Genomic DNA, 14,127 nt, shown 5'->3' with positions numbered 1-14,127 from the left:
GTCAGTGCGGTGGAAGGCGGCGGGGCGGCCGGCCGGACCCAGCTCGCCGAACGGGTGACGGGCGCCGACGGCGCTCGGCGGTGCTTGACCTCAACCAAGCTTCAGGTACGAAGCTCCCCTCATGGATCTCAACACGAGCGCATCCTCATCGGCCCACGCCCCCCTCAGGCTGGCCGTCATCCTCGCCAGCAACCGGGCCGGCCGCTTCGGCCCGGCCGTCTCCGACTGGTTCCTGTCCCTCGCGGCGCAGCGCGCGGACCTGGACATCGACCTCGTCGACCTGGCCGAGGTGGACCTGCCCACCTCCCTCTCGTACGACCCGGACCCCGTGGTCAAGGCGGTCCTCGACCGGGTCTCACCCCGGCTGGACGCCGCCGACGCCTTTGTCGTCGTCACGCCCGAGTACAACCACTCCTTCCCCGCCTCCCTGAAGAACCTCATCGACTGGCACTACGGCCAGTGGCAGGCCAAGCCCGTCGGCTTCGTCTCCTACGGCGGGATCTCGGGCGGCCTGCGCGCCGTCGAGCAACTGCGCCAGGTGTTCGCCGAGATGCACGCCGTCACGGTCCGCGACACGGTCAGCTTCCACAACGCACGTGCCCACTTCGACCAGGACGGACAGCACAAGGATCCGGAGGCCGCCAACGCGGCCGCCAAGACCATGCTCGACCAGCTGGCGTGGTGGGCGATCGCACTGCGGGATGCCAAGGCGGTCCGGCCCTACGGCGGCTGAGTACGGTGTTCGTGCGCACAGACACAGCAGGGTTACTGCCCGAGGGAGACGACCAGTGACACCGGCCGAACCGACCGCACCCGCCGCGCTGACGGTGCTGACCACGACCGACAGCGCCGAGAAGGCTGCGGCCCTCGCTCGCGGCGCGGTGGAGGCGCGGCTGGTGGCCTGCGCGCAGATCGCCGGCCCGGTCACCTCCGTCTACCGCTGGGGCGGGGACGTCGAGACCGCGCAGGAGTGGCAGGTCCTGTTCAAGACGACGGCCGCACGGTACGACGCCCTGGAAGCGCATTTGAAGGCCGTCCACGACTACGACACCCCCGAGATCATCGCCACCCCCGTCGTGCGCGGAAGCGCGGAATACCTGGGCTGGGTGTCGGAGGAGACGCGTTGACCTCCCAGCCGCTCCCCTTCTTCGTGTACGGGACGCTGCGCCCCGGCCAGTACAACCACCACCTGTTCCTGCGCGGCCGCACGGCGGCGGAGGAGCCGGCGACGCTGGCGGGCGCGCTGCTCTACGACGGGCCCGGCTACCCGTACGTGATCGAGGAGCGCCGCGCCGGTGAGGGAGCCGGCGCGGTCGTGGGCGACCTCGTCATCGCCGCGCCCGCCGAGTACGGCGAGCTGCTCTCCGTACTCGACACGCTGGAGGAGTTCTACGGCCCCGGTCATCCGCTCAATGTGTACGACCGGGTGGCGCGGGACGCCGTACGGCCGGACGGGACCGCCGTACGCGCCTGGGTGTACGTCGCGGCGGCGCGGGTGGAGCGGGAACTGCGCCGCAACGGGGACGTCATCCCGGGAGGCGACTGGCTCAACCGCGGTCCCGGTCCTCGTCCTTCGCCGGTTCGACGCGGACCGCGCACACCTTGAACTCCGGCATGCGCGAGGTCGGGTCCAGCGCCGGGTTGGTGAGCGTGTTCGCCCGCCCCTCGCCCGGCCAGTGGAACGGCATGAACACGGTGTCCGGCCTGATCGTCCCGGTGATCCGCGCCGGGGCGACCGCCCGGCCGCGGCGGGAGACCACCGCGACCGGGTCCCCCTCGGCCACCCCCATCCGGTCCGCGAGCCGCGGATGCAGCTCGACGAACGGCCCTGGAGCGGCCGCGTTGAGCTCGGCCACCCGGCGGGTCTGCGCCCCGGACTGGTACTGGGCGACGACGCGCCCGGTCGTCAGCAGCAACGGGTACTCGGCGTCGGTCTCCTCGGCGGCGGGCCGGTGTCCGACGGCGGTGAACCGGGCCCGCCCGTCGTCGGTGGCGAACCCGTCCAGGAAGAGCCGGGGCGTACCCGGATGCGGTGCGGGCACGCCCGCGGCCGCGGGCGCGGGCGCATCGGGGGCCGGCCCGGCTGCCCCGGCGTCGCTGGACGGGTCGGCGTGGGCGTCGTCGGCGTGCGTGCCCGCCTCCAGCGGCAGCGGCGTCTCCGGGCACGGCCAGAACACACCGTCCTCGTCCGCGATCCGGCGGTAGGTGATGCCGGAGTAGTCCGCGGGCCCGCCCGCCGACGCCCGGCGCAGCTCCTCGAAGACCTCCTCGGGGTCCGTCGGGAAACCCTTCTCCCAGCCCAGCCGGCCCGCCAGTGCATGCAGCACCTCCAGGTCGGTGCGCACTCCGGGTGGTGCCGGAATCGCCTGCCGGCGCAGCAGGACCCGCCCCTCCAGGCTGGTCGTCGTGCCGGTCTCCTCCGCCCACTGCGTCACGGGCAGTACGACGTCGGCGAGCGCAGCGGTCTCCGAGAGGACGACATCCGCGACGGCCAGGAAGTCCAGCGAGCGCAGCCGCTCCTCGATGTGCGCGGCGCGCGGCGCCGAGACGACGGGGTTGGAGCCCATCAGCAGCAGGGCCTTCACCTCACCGCCGAGCGCGTCGAGGAGTTCGTACGCGCTGCGTCCGGGACCGGGCAGCGTGTCGGGGTCCACGCCCCAGACCTCGGCGACGTGCGCCCGAGCCGCCGGATCGGTGAGCTTGCGGTAGCCGGGCAGCTGGTCGGCCTTCTGACCGTGCTCGCGTCCGCCCTGGCCATTGCCCTGGCCGGTCAGGCAGCCGTAACCGGACAGTGGCCGGCCCGCCCGGCCGGTCGCCAGGCAGAGGTTGATCCAGGCGCCGACCGTGTCCGTGCCCTTGGACTGCTGCTCCGGGCCGCGCGCGGTGAGCACCATCGCGGCCTCGGGCGCGCAGAACATCCGGACGGCTTCGCGGAGCTGCGGGAGGGGAACACCCGTGATGCGCTCGACGAGTTCGGGCCAGTGGGCCATCGCCGTTGCCCTGGCCTCGTCCCAGCCGCTCGTCCGCTCCCGGATGAACTCCTCGTCCGTACGCCCCTCCGCGATCACCAGGTGCAGCATCCCGAGCGCGAGCGCGAGATCGGTGCCGGGCCGCGGCGCGAGGTGCAGATCCGCCTGCTCGGCGGTCCTGGTGCGGCGCGGATCGATGACGATCAGCGTGCCGCCGTTCTCCTTCAGTTCGGTGAGGTAGCGCAGCGCGGGCGGCATCGTCTCGGCGAGGTTCGACCCGACGAGGATCACGCATCCGGTGCGCGGGATGTCCTCGAGCGGGAAGGGCAGCCCGCGGTCCAGCCCGAACGCCTTGCCATGAGCCGCCGCGGCCGAGGACATGCAGAAGCGGCCGTTGTAGTCGATCTGGGAGGTGCCGAGCACCAGCCGGGCGAACTTCCCGAGCGTGTACGCCTTCTCGTTGGTGAGCCCGCCGCCGCCGAAGACGCCGACCGCGTCCGGCCCGTACAGCTGCCTCGTCCCCGTCAGCCCCTCGGCGATCCGCGCGAGGGCCTCCTCCCAGGCGGCCGGTTCGAGCCTGCCCGTGGCATGGGTGCGGACCAGGGGCCCGGTCAGCCGTACCTGGGAGGAGAGCACCGCGGGTGCCGTACGCCCCTTGCCGCAGAGGGCGCCACGGTTGACCGGGAAGTCCGGCCGCTCCACGACCTCGACGATGGAGACCGGGTCGGGTCGCAGTCCCATTCCGCACTGCAGGGCGCAGTACGGACAGTGGGTCTGCGTCGGGGTCGGGGTCGGAGTGGCGGAGTTCGGTGCGAGCATGCTGCCCAGCGTGCGACGGCCGTGTTACGGCGATGGGCGTTCCGGGTTACGCCCCCGGTACGCCGCTCTCCTGTCGCGTCTCACTGCCCCGTGAGGTACTTGACGGTGAGCCCGGCCGTCCAGCCGCCGTCGACCGCCAGCTCGGCGCCGGTCATGTACCCCGCCGCGTCGGACAGCAGGAACGCTACGGCGGCGGCGATCTCCTCGGGGACGCCGACCCGGCCCATCGGGGTGCCGGGGTAGTTGCCCTCGCCCACCTGGATGCCGACGGGGGCGGTCATCGGTGTGAGGGTCATGCCGGGGTGTACGGATCTTCGCCTCGGCCAGCTCCACCGCGCCGATCTTCGACAGGCCGCGCACGCCCCACTTGGACGCGCCGTATCCGGCGGTGAGGGCCGGCGCGAAGTCCAGCGCCGCCTGCCAGTCGCTCTCGCTGGTGACGTCGTGGCGGATGAAGCGCGCCGCGTCGCCCAGCTTGGCGGCGGTCGTGGCGCCGTCCTCCTCCAGTACATCGGTGATCACTGCCCGCCCGCCGCCGTCCACGACGGCCTGCGCGGCGGCGGCGCCCAGGCCGCGGGCTCCGCCGGTGATGACGGCGACCTTGCCGCTCAGATCCACAACAGCCACGACTCACACCTCTTACGGTCAGGTCGTACAGAAAGGGATATGCCTATTCGGCATATCGCTGCTGGCCGCGTCAGTCTGCCAGAGCCGTCCCGTCCTGTCAGCGCTCGTGCGTGGCAAGTGCCTCACTGACGCCGGGTTCCTCCGGTCCGAGGAAGCGGGGCTCGGGCTTGACCGCCGCATCCAGCGCCGCCTTGCCGGCCGCGATGACCTCACGGGCGCCGCCGTAGTACCACGTCGCGTCGTGCACGGCCGCGACACCGATCCCGTACGACTCGACGCCCGCGGCCCGGCAGAGCGCGATCGCCCGGCGGATGTGGAAGCCCTGGCTGATGAGCACCGCCCGGTTCACTCCGAAGATCTCCTTGGCCCGGACGCAGGAGTCCCAGGTGTCGAAGCCGGCGTAGTCGCTGACGATCTGCCCGTCCGGCACGCCGCGTGCCGCGAGGTACGCGCGCATCGCGTCCGGCTCGTCGTACTCCACCCGTCCGTTGTCCCCCGTCACCAGTACGACCTTGACCTTGCCCTGCCGGTAGAGCTCGGCGGCGGCGTCGAGCCGGTGCGCGAGGTACGGCGTCGGTCTGCCCTTCCACAGCCCGGCCCCGAAGACGACGGCGACGTCGGTCGCCGGTGCGGTGGCGGTGCTGTGCATGCGGTCGGCGGCGACGACATGGGTCCAGGCGGACGGCAGCAGCGCGAGCACGCACCCCAGCATCAGGCCCTGCACGGCGCGCCGCCGCGCCGGCCGGCCGAAGCCGGAAGTGCACGCGTGGCAACCGCAGCTTGCGCATGGATGTCTCCCTTGTGATCTGAGCAGCCCTCAAAACGATCAGACGCGAACCAGCCCGAAACGGTTCGGTGGGCGGCGGCCGTTGAGCCGGGCCGGGCCCCTACTCGCCCACCCACCGGCCGACCGCCACTGAACGAAGCCCGGCCGCCCGAGCAGCTCGATGGGGCCCCGCTCCCCGGGGCCGCCCGACGTCTATCCGCAGCAGCGGGACACGGCTCACTGTCAAGGGTGCAGCGAAGCGGAATCGCGCAGCGACGCGACCGGAGGGAGTGCCCTTTACAGGGAGACGGGGCCCGCCAGACTCTCAAGCCGGGCGGCCCCGGGTTACCCCGCGCCCGAAGGCCCCCGCACGCGCCCCCACCCCCATCCGTGAGGCGCTGGAAAACACCCGTCACTCTCGCGCAATGACCCGGCAACCTCCGGGCGTCAGGATCGGTTCATGACGGAGTCGGCACACCTTCGCGAGTCCCTGCCCCTCGACAGTCTCCTCGATAGTCCCCCCGACAGCCCACTCAGCAGCCCCCTCGACACCACCGCGCAACTGCTCAGCCGGATCACCACCCAGCTCGGCAGCCAGCTCAGCCACGTCCATCTGAACGGAACCCGTAGGCCCATGCCCTCGCCCACCCTGGTCGTCGTCGCTCACGGCAGCCGCGATCCGCAGGCGCTTCGCACGGTTACCGCGCTCCTCGAGCGGGTCCGCGAGCTGCGGCCGCAGCTTTCCGTACGCCTCGGGCACATCGAGCTGAACGAGCCGCTTCTGCCGGACACCCTCGCCGCACTCAGCACCGGCGGCACCGGCATCGGCACCGGCACCGGCGGCATCGGCCGGGCCGTCCTCGTGCCCCTCCTGCTCAGCCGTGGCTACCACGTCAAGCAGGACCTTCCGCAGGCCGCGGCCGCCGCCCCCCGCCTGCACACCCGCATCGCGCGGCCGCTCGGCCCGCATCCGCTGCTCGTCGAGGCGCTGTACGCCCGGCTCGTCGAGGCCGGCTGGCCGGACGGGCAGCGGGCGCCGAGCGGGGCCGGCGTCGTCCTGGCCGCCGCCGGATCCCGCGACCCGGAGTCCGCCGCCGACACCCGCCGTACGGCGGAGATGCTCAGCGAACGACTCGGCGGAATACCGGTGCTGCCGGCCTACGCCTCCGCCGCCTCCCCCACCGTCCCCGAGGCGGTGCGCGCGCTCACCGCCCGTGGCCGCCACCGGGTGGCCGTGGCGTCGTACTTCGCCGCGCCGGGACGGTTCGCCACCCAGTGCGCCGAGCGCGCGCCCTGGATCGCCTCCGCCCCGCTCGGTGCGCATCCGGCCCTGGCCCGGCTGCTCCTGCACCGTTACGACGAAGCGCTGACCGGGGCGGTAGCGCAGACCCGGCGCGAACTGGCTACGGCCTGACCGTCCAATTGTCATCGGCTCCGGTTAACGTCGGGGCATGGAAGGCACCCCTTACGATCCGCCCTACGACCCGTCCGCCACCGAACGCTGGGCCGCCGAGCCCGACAAACGTCCCGGCCGCACCGCCTTCCAGCGCGACCGCGCCCGCGTGCTGCACTCCGCCGCGCTGCGCCGCCTGGCCGGCAAGACCCAGGTCGTCACGCCCGGAATCAGCCACCAGGACTGGGACGCCAGCCCGCGCACCCGGCTGACGCACTCGCTGGAGTGCGCCCAGGTGGGCCGGGAACTGGGCGCGGCCCTCGGCTGCGATCCCGATCTGGTCGAGACGGCCTGCCTCTCCCACGACATGGGCCACCCGCCCTTCGGCCACAACGGCGAGCAGGCGCTCAACGACTTCGCCAAGGACTGCGGCGGCTTCGAGGGCAACGCCCAGTCGCTGCGCCTCCTGACCCGTATCGAGCCCAAGCGGTTCGTGCGCTCCGAGCAGTCCGGCGAGCTGGTCAGCGTGGGGCTCAACCTCACCCGCGCCGTCCTGGACGCCGCCACCAAGTACCCCTGGCCCCGCGGCGGGCACCCCACCGAGCCGTACTCCGTGAAGTTCGGGGTGTACGAGGACGACCTGCCCGTGTTCGAGTGGTTCCGGCAGGGCGCCCCCGAGCACCGCAAGTGCTTCGAGGCCCAGGTCATGGACTGGTCGGACGACGTCGCGTACTCCGTGCACGACGTCGAGGACGGCCTGCACGCCGGCCACCTCGATCCCAACCTCCTCCTCGCCGAGCCCGAGCGCCGGGAGATCTACACGGTCGCGATCGGCAGGTACGTACCGCAGGACACCGATCCGGAAGAGCTGCGCGAGGCACTCGACCGGCTCCTGGAGCAGGAGTGGTGGCCGCACGGGTACGACGGCTCGGCCGTCGCCCAGGCCAGGCTGAAGGACGCGACGAGCCAGCTCATCGGCCGGTTCTGCCTGGCGGCGGAGGGGGCGACCCGTGAGGCGTACGGCTCCGGCCGGCTCACCCGGTACGAAGCCGAGCTCGTCGTCCCCCGCGCGGCCCGCAACGAGTGCGCGGTCCTCAAAGCCGTCGCCGACCGCTACGTCATGCAGCGCGACGAGCAGGAGCGGCTGCGCGCGGACCAGCGGATCGTCCTCGCCGAACTGGCCGAGGCGCTGACGGCCCGCGCCCCCGAGGGCCTGGATCCGCAGTTCCGCGCGCTGTTCGACGAGGCGCCCGACGACCGGGCCCGCAAGCGGGTGGTCGTCGACCAGATCTCCGTACTGACGGACGCCTCGGCCCGCTCCCTGCACGCGAGGCTCACAGCACGCCGTTCATCAGCGCGTCGCCCAGCTTCTTCCTGATGTGCACCACCGAATTCCCGCGCCGCGCGGACGCGACGAGACCGGCCTCCCGCAGCACGGTCGCGTGGCGGCTCGCGGTCGACAGCGTGACCCGCAGCGCCGCCGCCAACTGGCCGGTGGTCCGTGGATGTTCCAGCGCTTCGAGTACGTGCGCCCGGGTCACCCCGATCAGCTGCCCGACCGGGAGCTCGGCCGGGTCAGCGGCCGACCGCTCCAGCCAGCCGGGCTCCGGCGCGAGGGGGTGCACCAGCACGGGCGGCAGCTCCTCGTCGGCGAGCGCCACCGGACGCCGGACACAGAAGAACGACGGGATCAGGGTGAGGGAGCGGCCGCGCAGCTTCAGCTCCCGATCCACCGGATACGACGACTCCAGCACCCCGTGGCGCCACATCAGCTGCGGCTGGTAGCTCTCCAGCAGCCCGTCCGGCCCCGCCTCCAGCGCGGCCTCCGCCCGCACCGGCCGGTCGGCGGCCATGGCGGCGCGGATCGCGGGCAGGTACGGCTCCACGGCCACGGCGAGTCGGCGGACCCCCGCCGGGACCGGCGCCTCGCCCGGCCCGCCGGTGAACATCCGGCCGAGCTCCTCCGCCGGCCGGCGCTTCGGCGTGGCCGCGACCAGGTCGAGCCCGGTCTCCAGCTCCGCCGTGCCGCGCCCCGGCGTCAGGAAGTCCGGGAAGTACACGGCGCTCGGCGCGATCCGCATCAGCGCGGCCGCCGTCCGGTCAGCTTGCTTGGCGGCGAGCGCCGCCCGTACCTGCTGTCCCCCGCTCCGGTGGCCTGCGGGGCGCTCCACGGGGGAGTGCTCGCGGGTCATCGCCATGCCTGCCGCCCTCGAACACCTGCCGCACCGCGTGTGACCTGATCGGTCCACTCCCCCTTCCCGCATCACGCTCGGTGCGGGACGCTCACATGTGGCGGCACGGCTGTGTTCGTCCGGGGACCCTTGCATGAGCGGCTGACGCCGCGGGCCCCGGATCCCCGGCGAGGAGGCATCAAGTGGTCGACGCACATCGGACATTCGTCATCGTCGGCGGGGGGCTCGCGGGCGCCAAGGCCGCCGAAACCCTCCGGGCCGAGGGATTCACCGGCCGGGTGATCCTCATCTGTGACGAGCGCGACCACCCCTACGAACGCCCCCCGCTGTCCAAGGGCTACCTGGCGGGCAAGGAGGAGCGTGACAGCGTCTTCGTCCACGAGCCCTCCTGGTACGCACGCTCCGAGGTCGAGCTGCACCTCGGCCTGCCGGCCGTCCGGCTCGACCGCACGGCCAAGTCCGTCCGCCTCGGCGACGGCACCGCCATCCACTACGACAGGCTGCTGCTCGCCACCGGCGCGGAACCACGCCGACTGGACATCCCGGGCACCGGCCTCGCGGGCGTCCACCATCTGCGCCGGCTCGCACACGCCGAACGGCTGCGCGGCGTGCTGGCGTCCCTGGGCCGCGAGAACGGGCATCTCGTCATCGCGGGAGCGGGCTGGATCGGCCTGGAGGTCGCGGCCACCGCCCGCGGGTACGGGGCCGAGGTCACCGTCGTCGAGCCGGAGCCCACACCCCTGCACGCCGTGCTCGGGCCCGAGCTGGGCCAGCTGTTCACCGATCTGCACGGCGAGCACGGCGTCCGCTTCCACTTCGGCGCCCGCCTCACCGAGATCACCGGCCAGGACGGCATGGTCCTGGCGGTCCGTACCGACGACGGAGAGGAGCACCCCGCGCACCACGTCCTCGCCGCCATCGGCGCCGCGCCCCGGACGGCGCTCGCCGAGGCCGCCGGCCTCGCCCTCGTCGACCGGGCGCACGGTGGCGGAATCGCCGTGGACGCGAGCCTGCGCACCTCCGACCCCGACATCTTCGCGGCCGGCGACGTCGCCGCCGCCCACCACCCGCTGCTCGACGTGCGGCTGCGCGTCGAGCACTGGGCCAACGCGCTGAACGGCGGACCGGCGGCGGCGCGCGCGATGCTGGGCCAGGCGGTCGCGTACGACCGGATCCCGTACTTCTTCTCGGACCAGTACGACGTAGGGCTCGAATACTCCGGCTACGCGCCCCCCGGCACGTACGACCAGGTGCTCCTGCGCGGAGACGTCGGAAAGCGGCAGTTCATCGCCTTCTGGCTGAAGGACCGCCGGGTGCTCGCCGGGCTCAACGTCAACGTCTGGGACGTCGCCGAGTCCATCCAGCGGCTGATCCGCTCCGGCGGGCAGGTCGATCCCGACCGGCTCGCGGATCCGGCCGTACCGCTGGAGTCTCTCGGAGGCTGACGGGAGTGTCGGCGCACGCCCGTACACTTCTGGCGTGGCAGGCAGGATCAACGACGACGACGTGAAGGCGGTCCGGGACGCGGTCCCGATCGACGCCGTCGTGTCCGAGTACCTGCAGTTGCGCAACGCGGGCGGCGGCAACCTCAAGGGCCTGTGCCCGTTCCACGACGAGAAGTCGCCGTCCTTCCAGGTCAGCCCGAGCAAGGGCCTCTACCACTGCTTCGGCTGCCAGGCGGGCGGCGACACCCTCGACTTCATCATGAAGATCGACCACCTCTCCTTCTCGGAGGCGGTCGAGCGGCTGGCCGGCACGGCCGGCATCACGCTCCGGTACGAAGAGGGCGGCTACAACCCCGGCAGCCAGCGCGGCGAGCGCATCCGGCTGGTCGAGGCGCACCGGGCCGCCGCGCAGTTCTACATCGAGCAGCTCGACTGCGCCGAGGCCGAGATCGGCCGCAAGTTCCTGGCCGGGCGCGGCTTCGACCAGGCCGCGGCCACGCACTTCGGCGTCGGCTACAGCCCGGCCGGCTGGGACCACCTCACCCGCTTCCTGCGCGGCAAGGGCTTCAGCGACAAGGAGCTGATCCTCTCCGGCCTCGCCCAGGACAGCCGCAGCGGAAAGCCCATCGACCGCTTCCGGGGCCGGCTGATGTGGCCGATCCGCGACATCACCGGCGAGGTCGTCGGCTTCGGCGCGCGCAAGCTCCGCGACGACGACAACGGTCCGAAGTACCTCAACACCCCCGAGACCGCGATCTACAAGAAGTCCCAGGTTCTGTACGGTATCGACCTGGCGAAGAAGGACATCGCCAAGACCAGCCGGGCCGTCGTCGTCGAGGGCTACACCGACGTCATGGCCTGCCACCTGGCCGGCGTCACGACCGCCATCGCCACCTGCGGTACGGCCTTCGGCGGCGACCACATCAAGATCCTCCGCCGGCTCCTGATGGACAACTCCGGCGCCGAGGTCGTCTTCACCTTCGACGGTGACGCGGCCGGCCAGAAGGCGGCCCTGCGTGCCTTCGAGGACGACCAGAAGTTCGCCGCCGAGACGTCCATCGCGATCACGCCCGGCGGCATGGACCCCTGCGACCTGCGGCTCGCGGAGGGGGACCCGGCGGTGGCGAAGCTGGTGGAGTCCCGTACACCGCTGTTCGAGTTCGCCATTCGTCATGTCGTGGACCGGCACAACCTGGACACCCCGGCCGGGCGGGCCGCCGCGCTCGACGAGGCCGCGCCGATCGTCGCCCACATCAAGAACATCGCCATCCAGCACGAGTCCGCCGTGCAGCTCGCGGGCATGCTCGGCATCCTGGACACCCAGTTCGTCGTCAAGCGGGTGGCCCAACTGGCCCGCTGGGCCCGGGACCGTGGCGGCCGGGGCCCGGCTGCCCCCGCGTCGCAGCGCGGCCCCCAGCCGTACGGTCAGCAGCAGCCCGCGGCGGTGTCCGGCCCCGCGCTGAATCTGCGCAGCCCCGCACACCGGACCGAGCGGGAGCTGCTCAAGCTCGCCCTCCAGCGTCCGGAGCTGGTCTCCCCGGCCTTCGACGCGTACGGCATCGACGAGTTCACCGCCCCGCCGTACGCCGCGGTCCGCCAGTGCATCGAGGAGGCCGGCGGCGCGGCCCAGGGCGCGGAGGACTACCTGGCCCGGGTCAGGGAGGCGGCGCCGAACGACACCGTGCGCGCGATGGTCACCGAGCTCGCGGTCGAGGCGATCCACTCCAAGCACGTGGACGAGGCGTACGCGGGCGTCCAGCTCGTCCAGGTCCGCCTGCGCGCGTTGGACCGCCGTATCCGCGACGTTCAGGGCAGCCTGGCCCGCCTCGGCGGCCACGGCGACCCCGAGCAGTTGACGGCCGTACAGAACGAGCTGTGGGTGCTCCAGCAGTACGGCCAGTCCCTGCGCAACCGCGGCGCCGACGCGCTCTGACGGTCGGCCCCGCGTATCCGCCCGGTCACGGACCGGCTTCGCTGCGGTCTCCCGGGGGCAACCCCCGGACCCCCGGCATGGCCCCCGTGTGGCCGCCCCCGCGTATCCGCCCGGTCACGAACCGGCTTCAAAAAGTCACCGCACGCCCCTCGTGGCGGCGATGTGTCGTACCCCACACTGGGTTCCGGTGCCTGAGTCCTCGGAGCGCGGCCGGTCGCTGGAGCAGGGACCGGATCTTCCCGCGGATCCGCTCAACTTGTACGGGACGGAAGGCGGCTCGGCCGCAACCGTCCCGCTGCCGCACGCCCCCGAACCGGCAGCGATCACCCTGGAGGTCGCCCCCGTGCAGACCCAGACCCAGACCCAGACCCAGACCCTGACCGACATCGCCACGGCAGTCCCACCGCGCAGCCGGACCGTTCACCGGCCCGAAGCCACGCAGGCGGAACCGGCTGCGGCCGCGGCCGAAGTCGTCGCGGAGGAACCGGTGGACGAACCGGTGGAGGAGCGGGCGGAGCGGCCGGAGCCGCGTGGCCGCCCCGACACCGGAGGGCCCTCCTCCGACCTCTTCCGCCAGTACCTGCGCGAGATCGGCCGCATTCCGCTGCTCACCGCCGCCGAGGAGGTGGACCTCGCCCGCAGGGTCGAGGCCGGACTCTTCGCCGAGGAGAAGCTGAGCAGCACCCCCGACCTCGACTCCCAGCTCGCCGTCGACCTCGACCGCCTGGTCGTCATGGGCCGGATGGCCAAGCGCCGACTGATCGAGGCCAACCTCCGCCTGGTCGTCTCCGTTGCCAAGCGGTACGTCGGCCGCGGCCTGACCATGCTCGACCTGGTCCAGGAGGGAAACCTCGGCCTGATCAGGGCGGTGGAGAAGTTCGACTACGCCCGCGGCTACAAGTTCTCGACGTACGCGACCTGGTGGATCCGCCAGGCCATGTCCCGCGCCCTCGCCGACCAGGCCCGCACGATCCGCGTCCCGGTCCATGTGGTCGAGCTGATCAACCGGGTCGTACGGGTGCAGCGCCGGATGCTCCAGGAGCGCGGGTACGAGCCCACGCCCGAGGAGGTCGCCGGCCAGCTCGACCTCTCCGGCGAGCGGGTCAGCGAAGTCCTGCGCCTCGCCCAGGAACCGGTGTCCCTGCACGCCCCGGTGGGCGAGGAGGACGATGTCGCGCTCGGCGACCTGATCGAGGACGGCGACGCCGCGTCCCCGGTCGAGTCCGCCGCGTTCCTGCTGCTGCGTGAGCACCTGGAGGCTGTGCTCTCCACCCTCGGCGAGCGCGAACGCAAGGTGGTGCAGCTGCGTTACGGCCTGGCGGACGGTCGGCCCCGCACGCTGGAGGAGATCGGCCGGATCTTCGGGGTGACCCGTGAGCGCATCCGGCAGATCGAGTCCAAGACCCTCAACAAGCTGCGCGACCACGCCTTCGCGGACCAGCTCCGCGGCTACCTGGACTAGGTCCGGCCCGCGTGCGCGGGTCTGACCTGATCAGCTGTCACCCCTGTCACCCCTGTCAGCCCTGTCAGCTCTCGTCCTCCTCCGCCCGGCGCTCACCCTCCGCCTGGGACGGCGTGGTCCGCATCGTCGCGGGGTGCCGCTCCTCGCCCGGATCCATGTCCTCTTCCAGCCGCTCGCCCTCGGCCTGCGACGGAGTCGAATACTCGTCGTACTGGCTCATGGACGCCTCCTCGGTTGGGCAAATATCCGTACAAACCGAGCGTAGTGCTTCGGCCGCCGGTTCACGGCCTGGGCCGGCGGCGGGCACCGCGCTCAGCGGCGTTCGTAGGCTTCCTGTGCCTCGATTACGTGGCCGAGCAGGGCCTCAATCTGCCTGCGGGTGTCGCTGCCCTCGGGAAAGTCCCACAGCATGGAGGGATGCAGGTCCGCCCTCTTGCCGAGGTCGTCGTTGTCCATGCGGGCGATGGACTCAGCGATGCGATCGATGTCGAGTGTCACGACGATCACCTTGCCAAGCGGGA

13 protein-coding genes and 1 pseudogene are annotated in these 14,127 nt (G+C 72.4%); 8 read left to right on the top strand and 6 right to left on the bottom strand.

The genetic code is table 11. The features are described from left to right. Positions 1-121 precede the first annotated feature (121 nt). Genes NLX86_RS05495 through NLX86_RS05485 form a run of 3 tightly spaced genes read left to right on the top strand, consistent with a single transcriptional unit; the run spans position 122 to position 1,606 of the window. The gene (locus tag NLX86_RS05495) at positions 122-733 is read left to right on the top strand and encodes an NADPH-dependent FMN reductase (protein ID WP_254370442.1); all 612 of its coding nucleotides are present in this window, start codon (positions 122-124) and stop codon (positions 731-733) included. Positions 734-788: 55 nt separating this feature from the next. Further along, positions 789-1,127, top strand: coding sequence for a divalent-cation tolerance protein CutA (gene cutA / locus NLX86_RS05490; protein ID WP_254370441.1), 339 nt, complete (start codon positions 789-791; stop codon positions 1,125-1,127). Next, the gene (locus tag NLX86_RS05485; protein WP_254370440.1) at positions 1,124-1,606 is read left to right on the top strand and encodes a gamma-glutamylcyclotransferase family protein; all 483 of its coding nucleotides are present in this window, start codon (positions 1,124-1,126) and stop codon (positions 1,604-1,606) included. The genes cutA and NLX86_RS05485 overlap by 4 nt, the downstream gene beginning before the upstream one ends. Here NLX86_RS05485 and NLX86_RS05480 read toward each other — a convergent pair. The 3 genes and pseudogenes from NLX86_RS05480 to NLX86_RS05465 form a co-directional block, all read right to left on the bottom strand. Then, positions 1,548-3,788 carry a molybdopterin oxidoreductase family protein gene (locus tag NLX86_RS05480; RefSeq protein WP_254370439.1) on the bottom strand — a complete coding sequence of 747 codons (2,241 nt, stop codon included), beginning with the start codon at positions 3,786-3,788 and terminating at the stop codon, positions 1,548-1,550. The genes NLX86_RS05485 and NLX86_RS05480 overlap by 59 nt on opposite strands. 80 nt (positions 3,789-3,868) lie before the next feature. Beyond that, a pseudogene (locus NLX86_RS34335) lies at positions 3,869-4,415 on the bottom strand (SDR family oxidoreductase). A 97-nt stretch (positions 4,416-4,512) separates the two neighbouring features. Further along, entirely contained in the window at positions 4,513-5,127 is a 615-nt protein-coding gene (locus tag NLX86_RS05465; RefSeq protein ID WP_254370689.1) for a vancomycin high temperature exclusion protein, read from the bottom strand. 514 nt (positions 5,128-5,641) lie between these two features. On the opposite strand from NLX86_RS05465, the gene NLX86_RS05460 reads away from it, so the two are divergent. Both NLX86_RS05460 and NLX86_RS05455 read left to right on the top strand, forming a co-directional pair. Next, positions 5,642-6,595, top strand: a complete 954-nt coding sequence (locus NLX86_RS05460) for a sirohydrochlorin chelatase (protein WP_254370437.1) — start codon at positions 5,642-5,644, stop codon at positions 6,593-6,595. A gap of 37 nt (positions 6,596-6,632) precedes the next feature. Next, complete coding sequence (locus NLX86_RS05455; protein WP_254370436.1) at positions 6,633-7,952, top strand: deoxyguanosinetriphosphate triphosphohydrolase; 1,320 nt, start codon at positions 6,633-6,635, stop codon at positions 7,950-7,952. On the opposite strand, the gene NLX86_RS05450 is transcribed toward NLX86_RS05455, so the two are convergent. After that, on the bottom strand, positions 7,909-8,772 hold the full coding sequence (locus tag NLX86_RS05450) for a helix-turn-helix transcriptional regulator (RefSeq protein WP_254370435.1): 864 nt from the start codon (positions 8,770-8,772) through the stop codon (positions 7,909-7,911). The genes NLX86_RS05455 and NLX86_RS05450 overlap by 44 nt on opposite strands. A gap of 176 nt (positions 8,773-8,948) precedes the next feature. Between NLX86_RS05450 and NLX86_RS05445 the strand changes: the two genes are divergently transcribed. The 3 genes from NLX86_RS05445 to NLX86_RS05435 all read left to right on the top strand — a co-directional run bounded on the left by NLX86_RS05445 (position 8,949) and on the right by NLX86_RS05435 (position 13,606). Next, positions 8,949-10,211 (top strand): FAD-dependent oxidoreductase, encoded by a 1,263-nt coding sequence (locus NLX86_RS05445; RefSeq protein ID WP_254370434.1) that lies wholly within the window; start codon positions 8,949-8,951, stop codon positions 10,209-10,211. A 34-nt stretch (positions 10,212-10,245) separates the two neighbouring features. Beyond that, positions 10,246-12,144 carry a DNA primase gene (gene dnaG, locus NLX86_RS05440; RefSeq protein ID WP_254370433.1) on the top strand — a complete coding sequence of 633 codons (1,899 nt, stop codon included), beginning with the start codon at positions 10,246-10,248 and terminating at the stop codon, positions 12,142-12,144. 187 nt (positions 12,145-12,331) lie between these two features. After that, the gene (locus NLX86_RS05435; RefSeq protein WP_254370432.1) at positions 12,332-13,606 is read left to right on the top strand and encodes an RNA polymerase sigma factor; all 1,275 of its coding nucleotides are present in this window, start codon (positions 12,332-12,334) and stop codon (positions 13,604-13,606) included. Between the two features lie 64 nt (positions 13,607-13,670). On the opposite strand, the gene NLX86_RS05430 is transcribed toward NLX86_RS05435, so the two are convergent. Together NLX86_RS05430 and NLX86_RS05425 are read right to left on the bottom strand one after the other, a co-directional pair. Further along, on the bottom strand, positions 13,671-13,826 hold the full coding sequence (locus NLX86_RS05430) for a hypothetical protein (RefSeq protein WP_254370431.1): 156 nt from the start codon (positions 13,824-13,826) through the stop codon (positions 13,671-13,673). Between the two features lie 92 nt (positions 13,827-13,918). Then, complete coding sequence (locus NLX86_RS05425) at positions 13,919-14,104, bottom strand: hypothetical protein (RefSeq protein ID WP_254370430.1); 186 nt, start codon at positions 14,102-14,104, stop codon at positions 13,919-13,921. Positions 14,105-14,127 lie beyond the last annotated feature (23 nt).

Source organism: Streptomyces sp. A3M-1-3, from assembly GCF_024213665.1.
Lineage (GTDB): Bacteria > Actinomycetota > Actinomycetes > Streptomycetales > Streptomycetaceae > Streptomyces.
Note: the sequence above shows the minus strand (reverse complement) of the source record. Positions and strands in the feature narration are given on the sequence as shown.

Coding starts and splice junctions, on each gene's coding strand:
- NLX86_RS05495 (WP_254370442.1), top strand. CDS start 122: ATGGATCTCAACACGAGCGCATCCTCATCGGCCCACGCCCCCCTCAGG.
- NLX86_RS05480 (WP_254370439.1), bottom strand. CDS start 3,788: ATGCTCGCACCGAACTCCGCCACTCCGACCCCGACCCCGACGCAGACC.
- NLX86_RS05465 (WP_254370689.1), bottom strand. CDS start 5,127: ATGCTGGGGTGCGTGCTCGCGCTGCTGCCGTCCGCCTGGACCCATGTC.
- NLX86_RS05460 (WP_254370437.1), top strand. CDS start 5,642: ATGACGGAGTCGGCACACCTTCGCGAGTCCCTGCCCCTCGACAGTCTC.
- NLX86_RS05455 (WP_254370436.1), top strand. CDS start 6,633: ATGGAAGGCACCCCTTACGATCCGCCCTACGACCCGTCCGCCACCGAA.
- NLX86_RS05450 (WP_254370435.1), bottom strand. CDS start 8,772: ATGGCGATGACCCGCGAGCACTCCCCCGTGGAGCGCCCCGCAGGCCAC.
- NLX86_RS05430 (WP_254370431.1), bottom strand. CDS start 13,826: ATGAGCCAGTACGACGAGTATTCGACTCCGTCGCAGGCCGAGGGCGAG.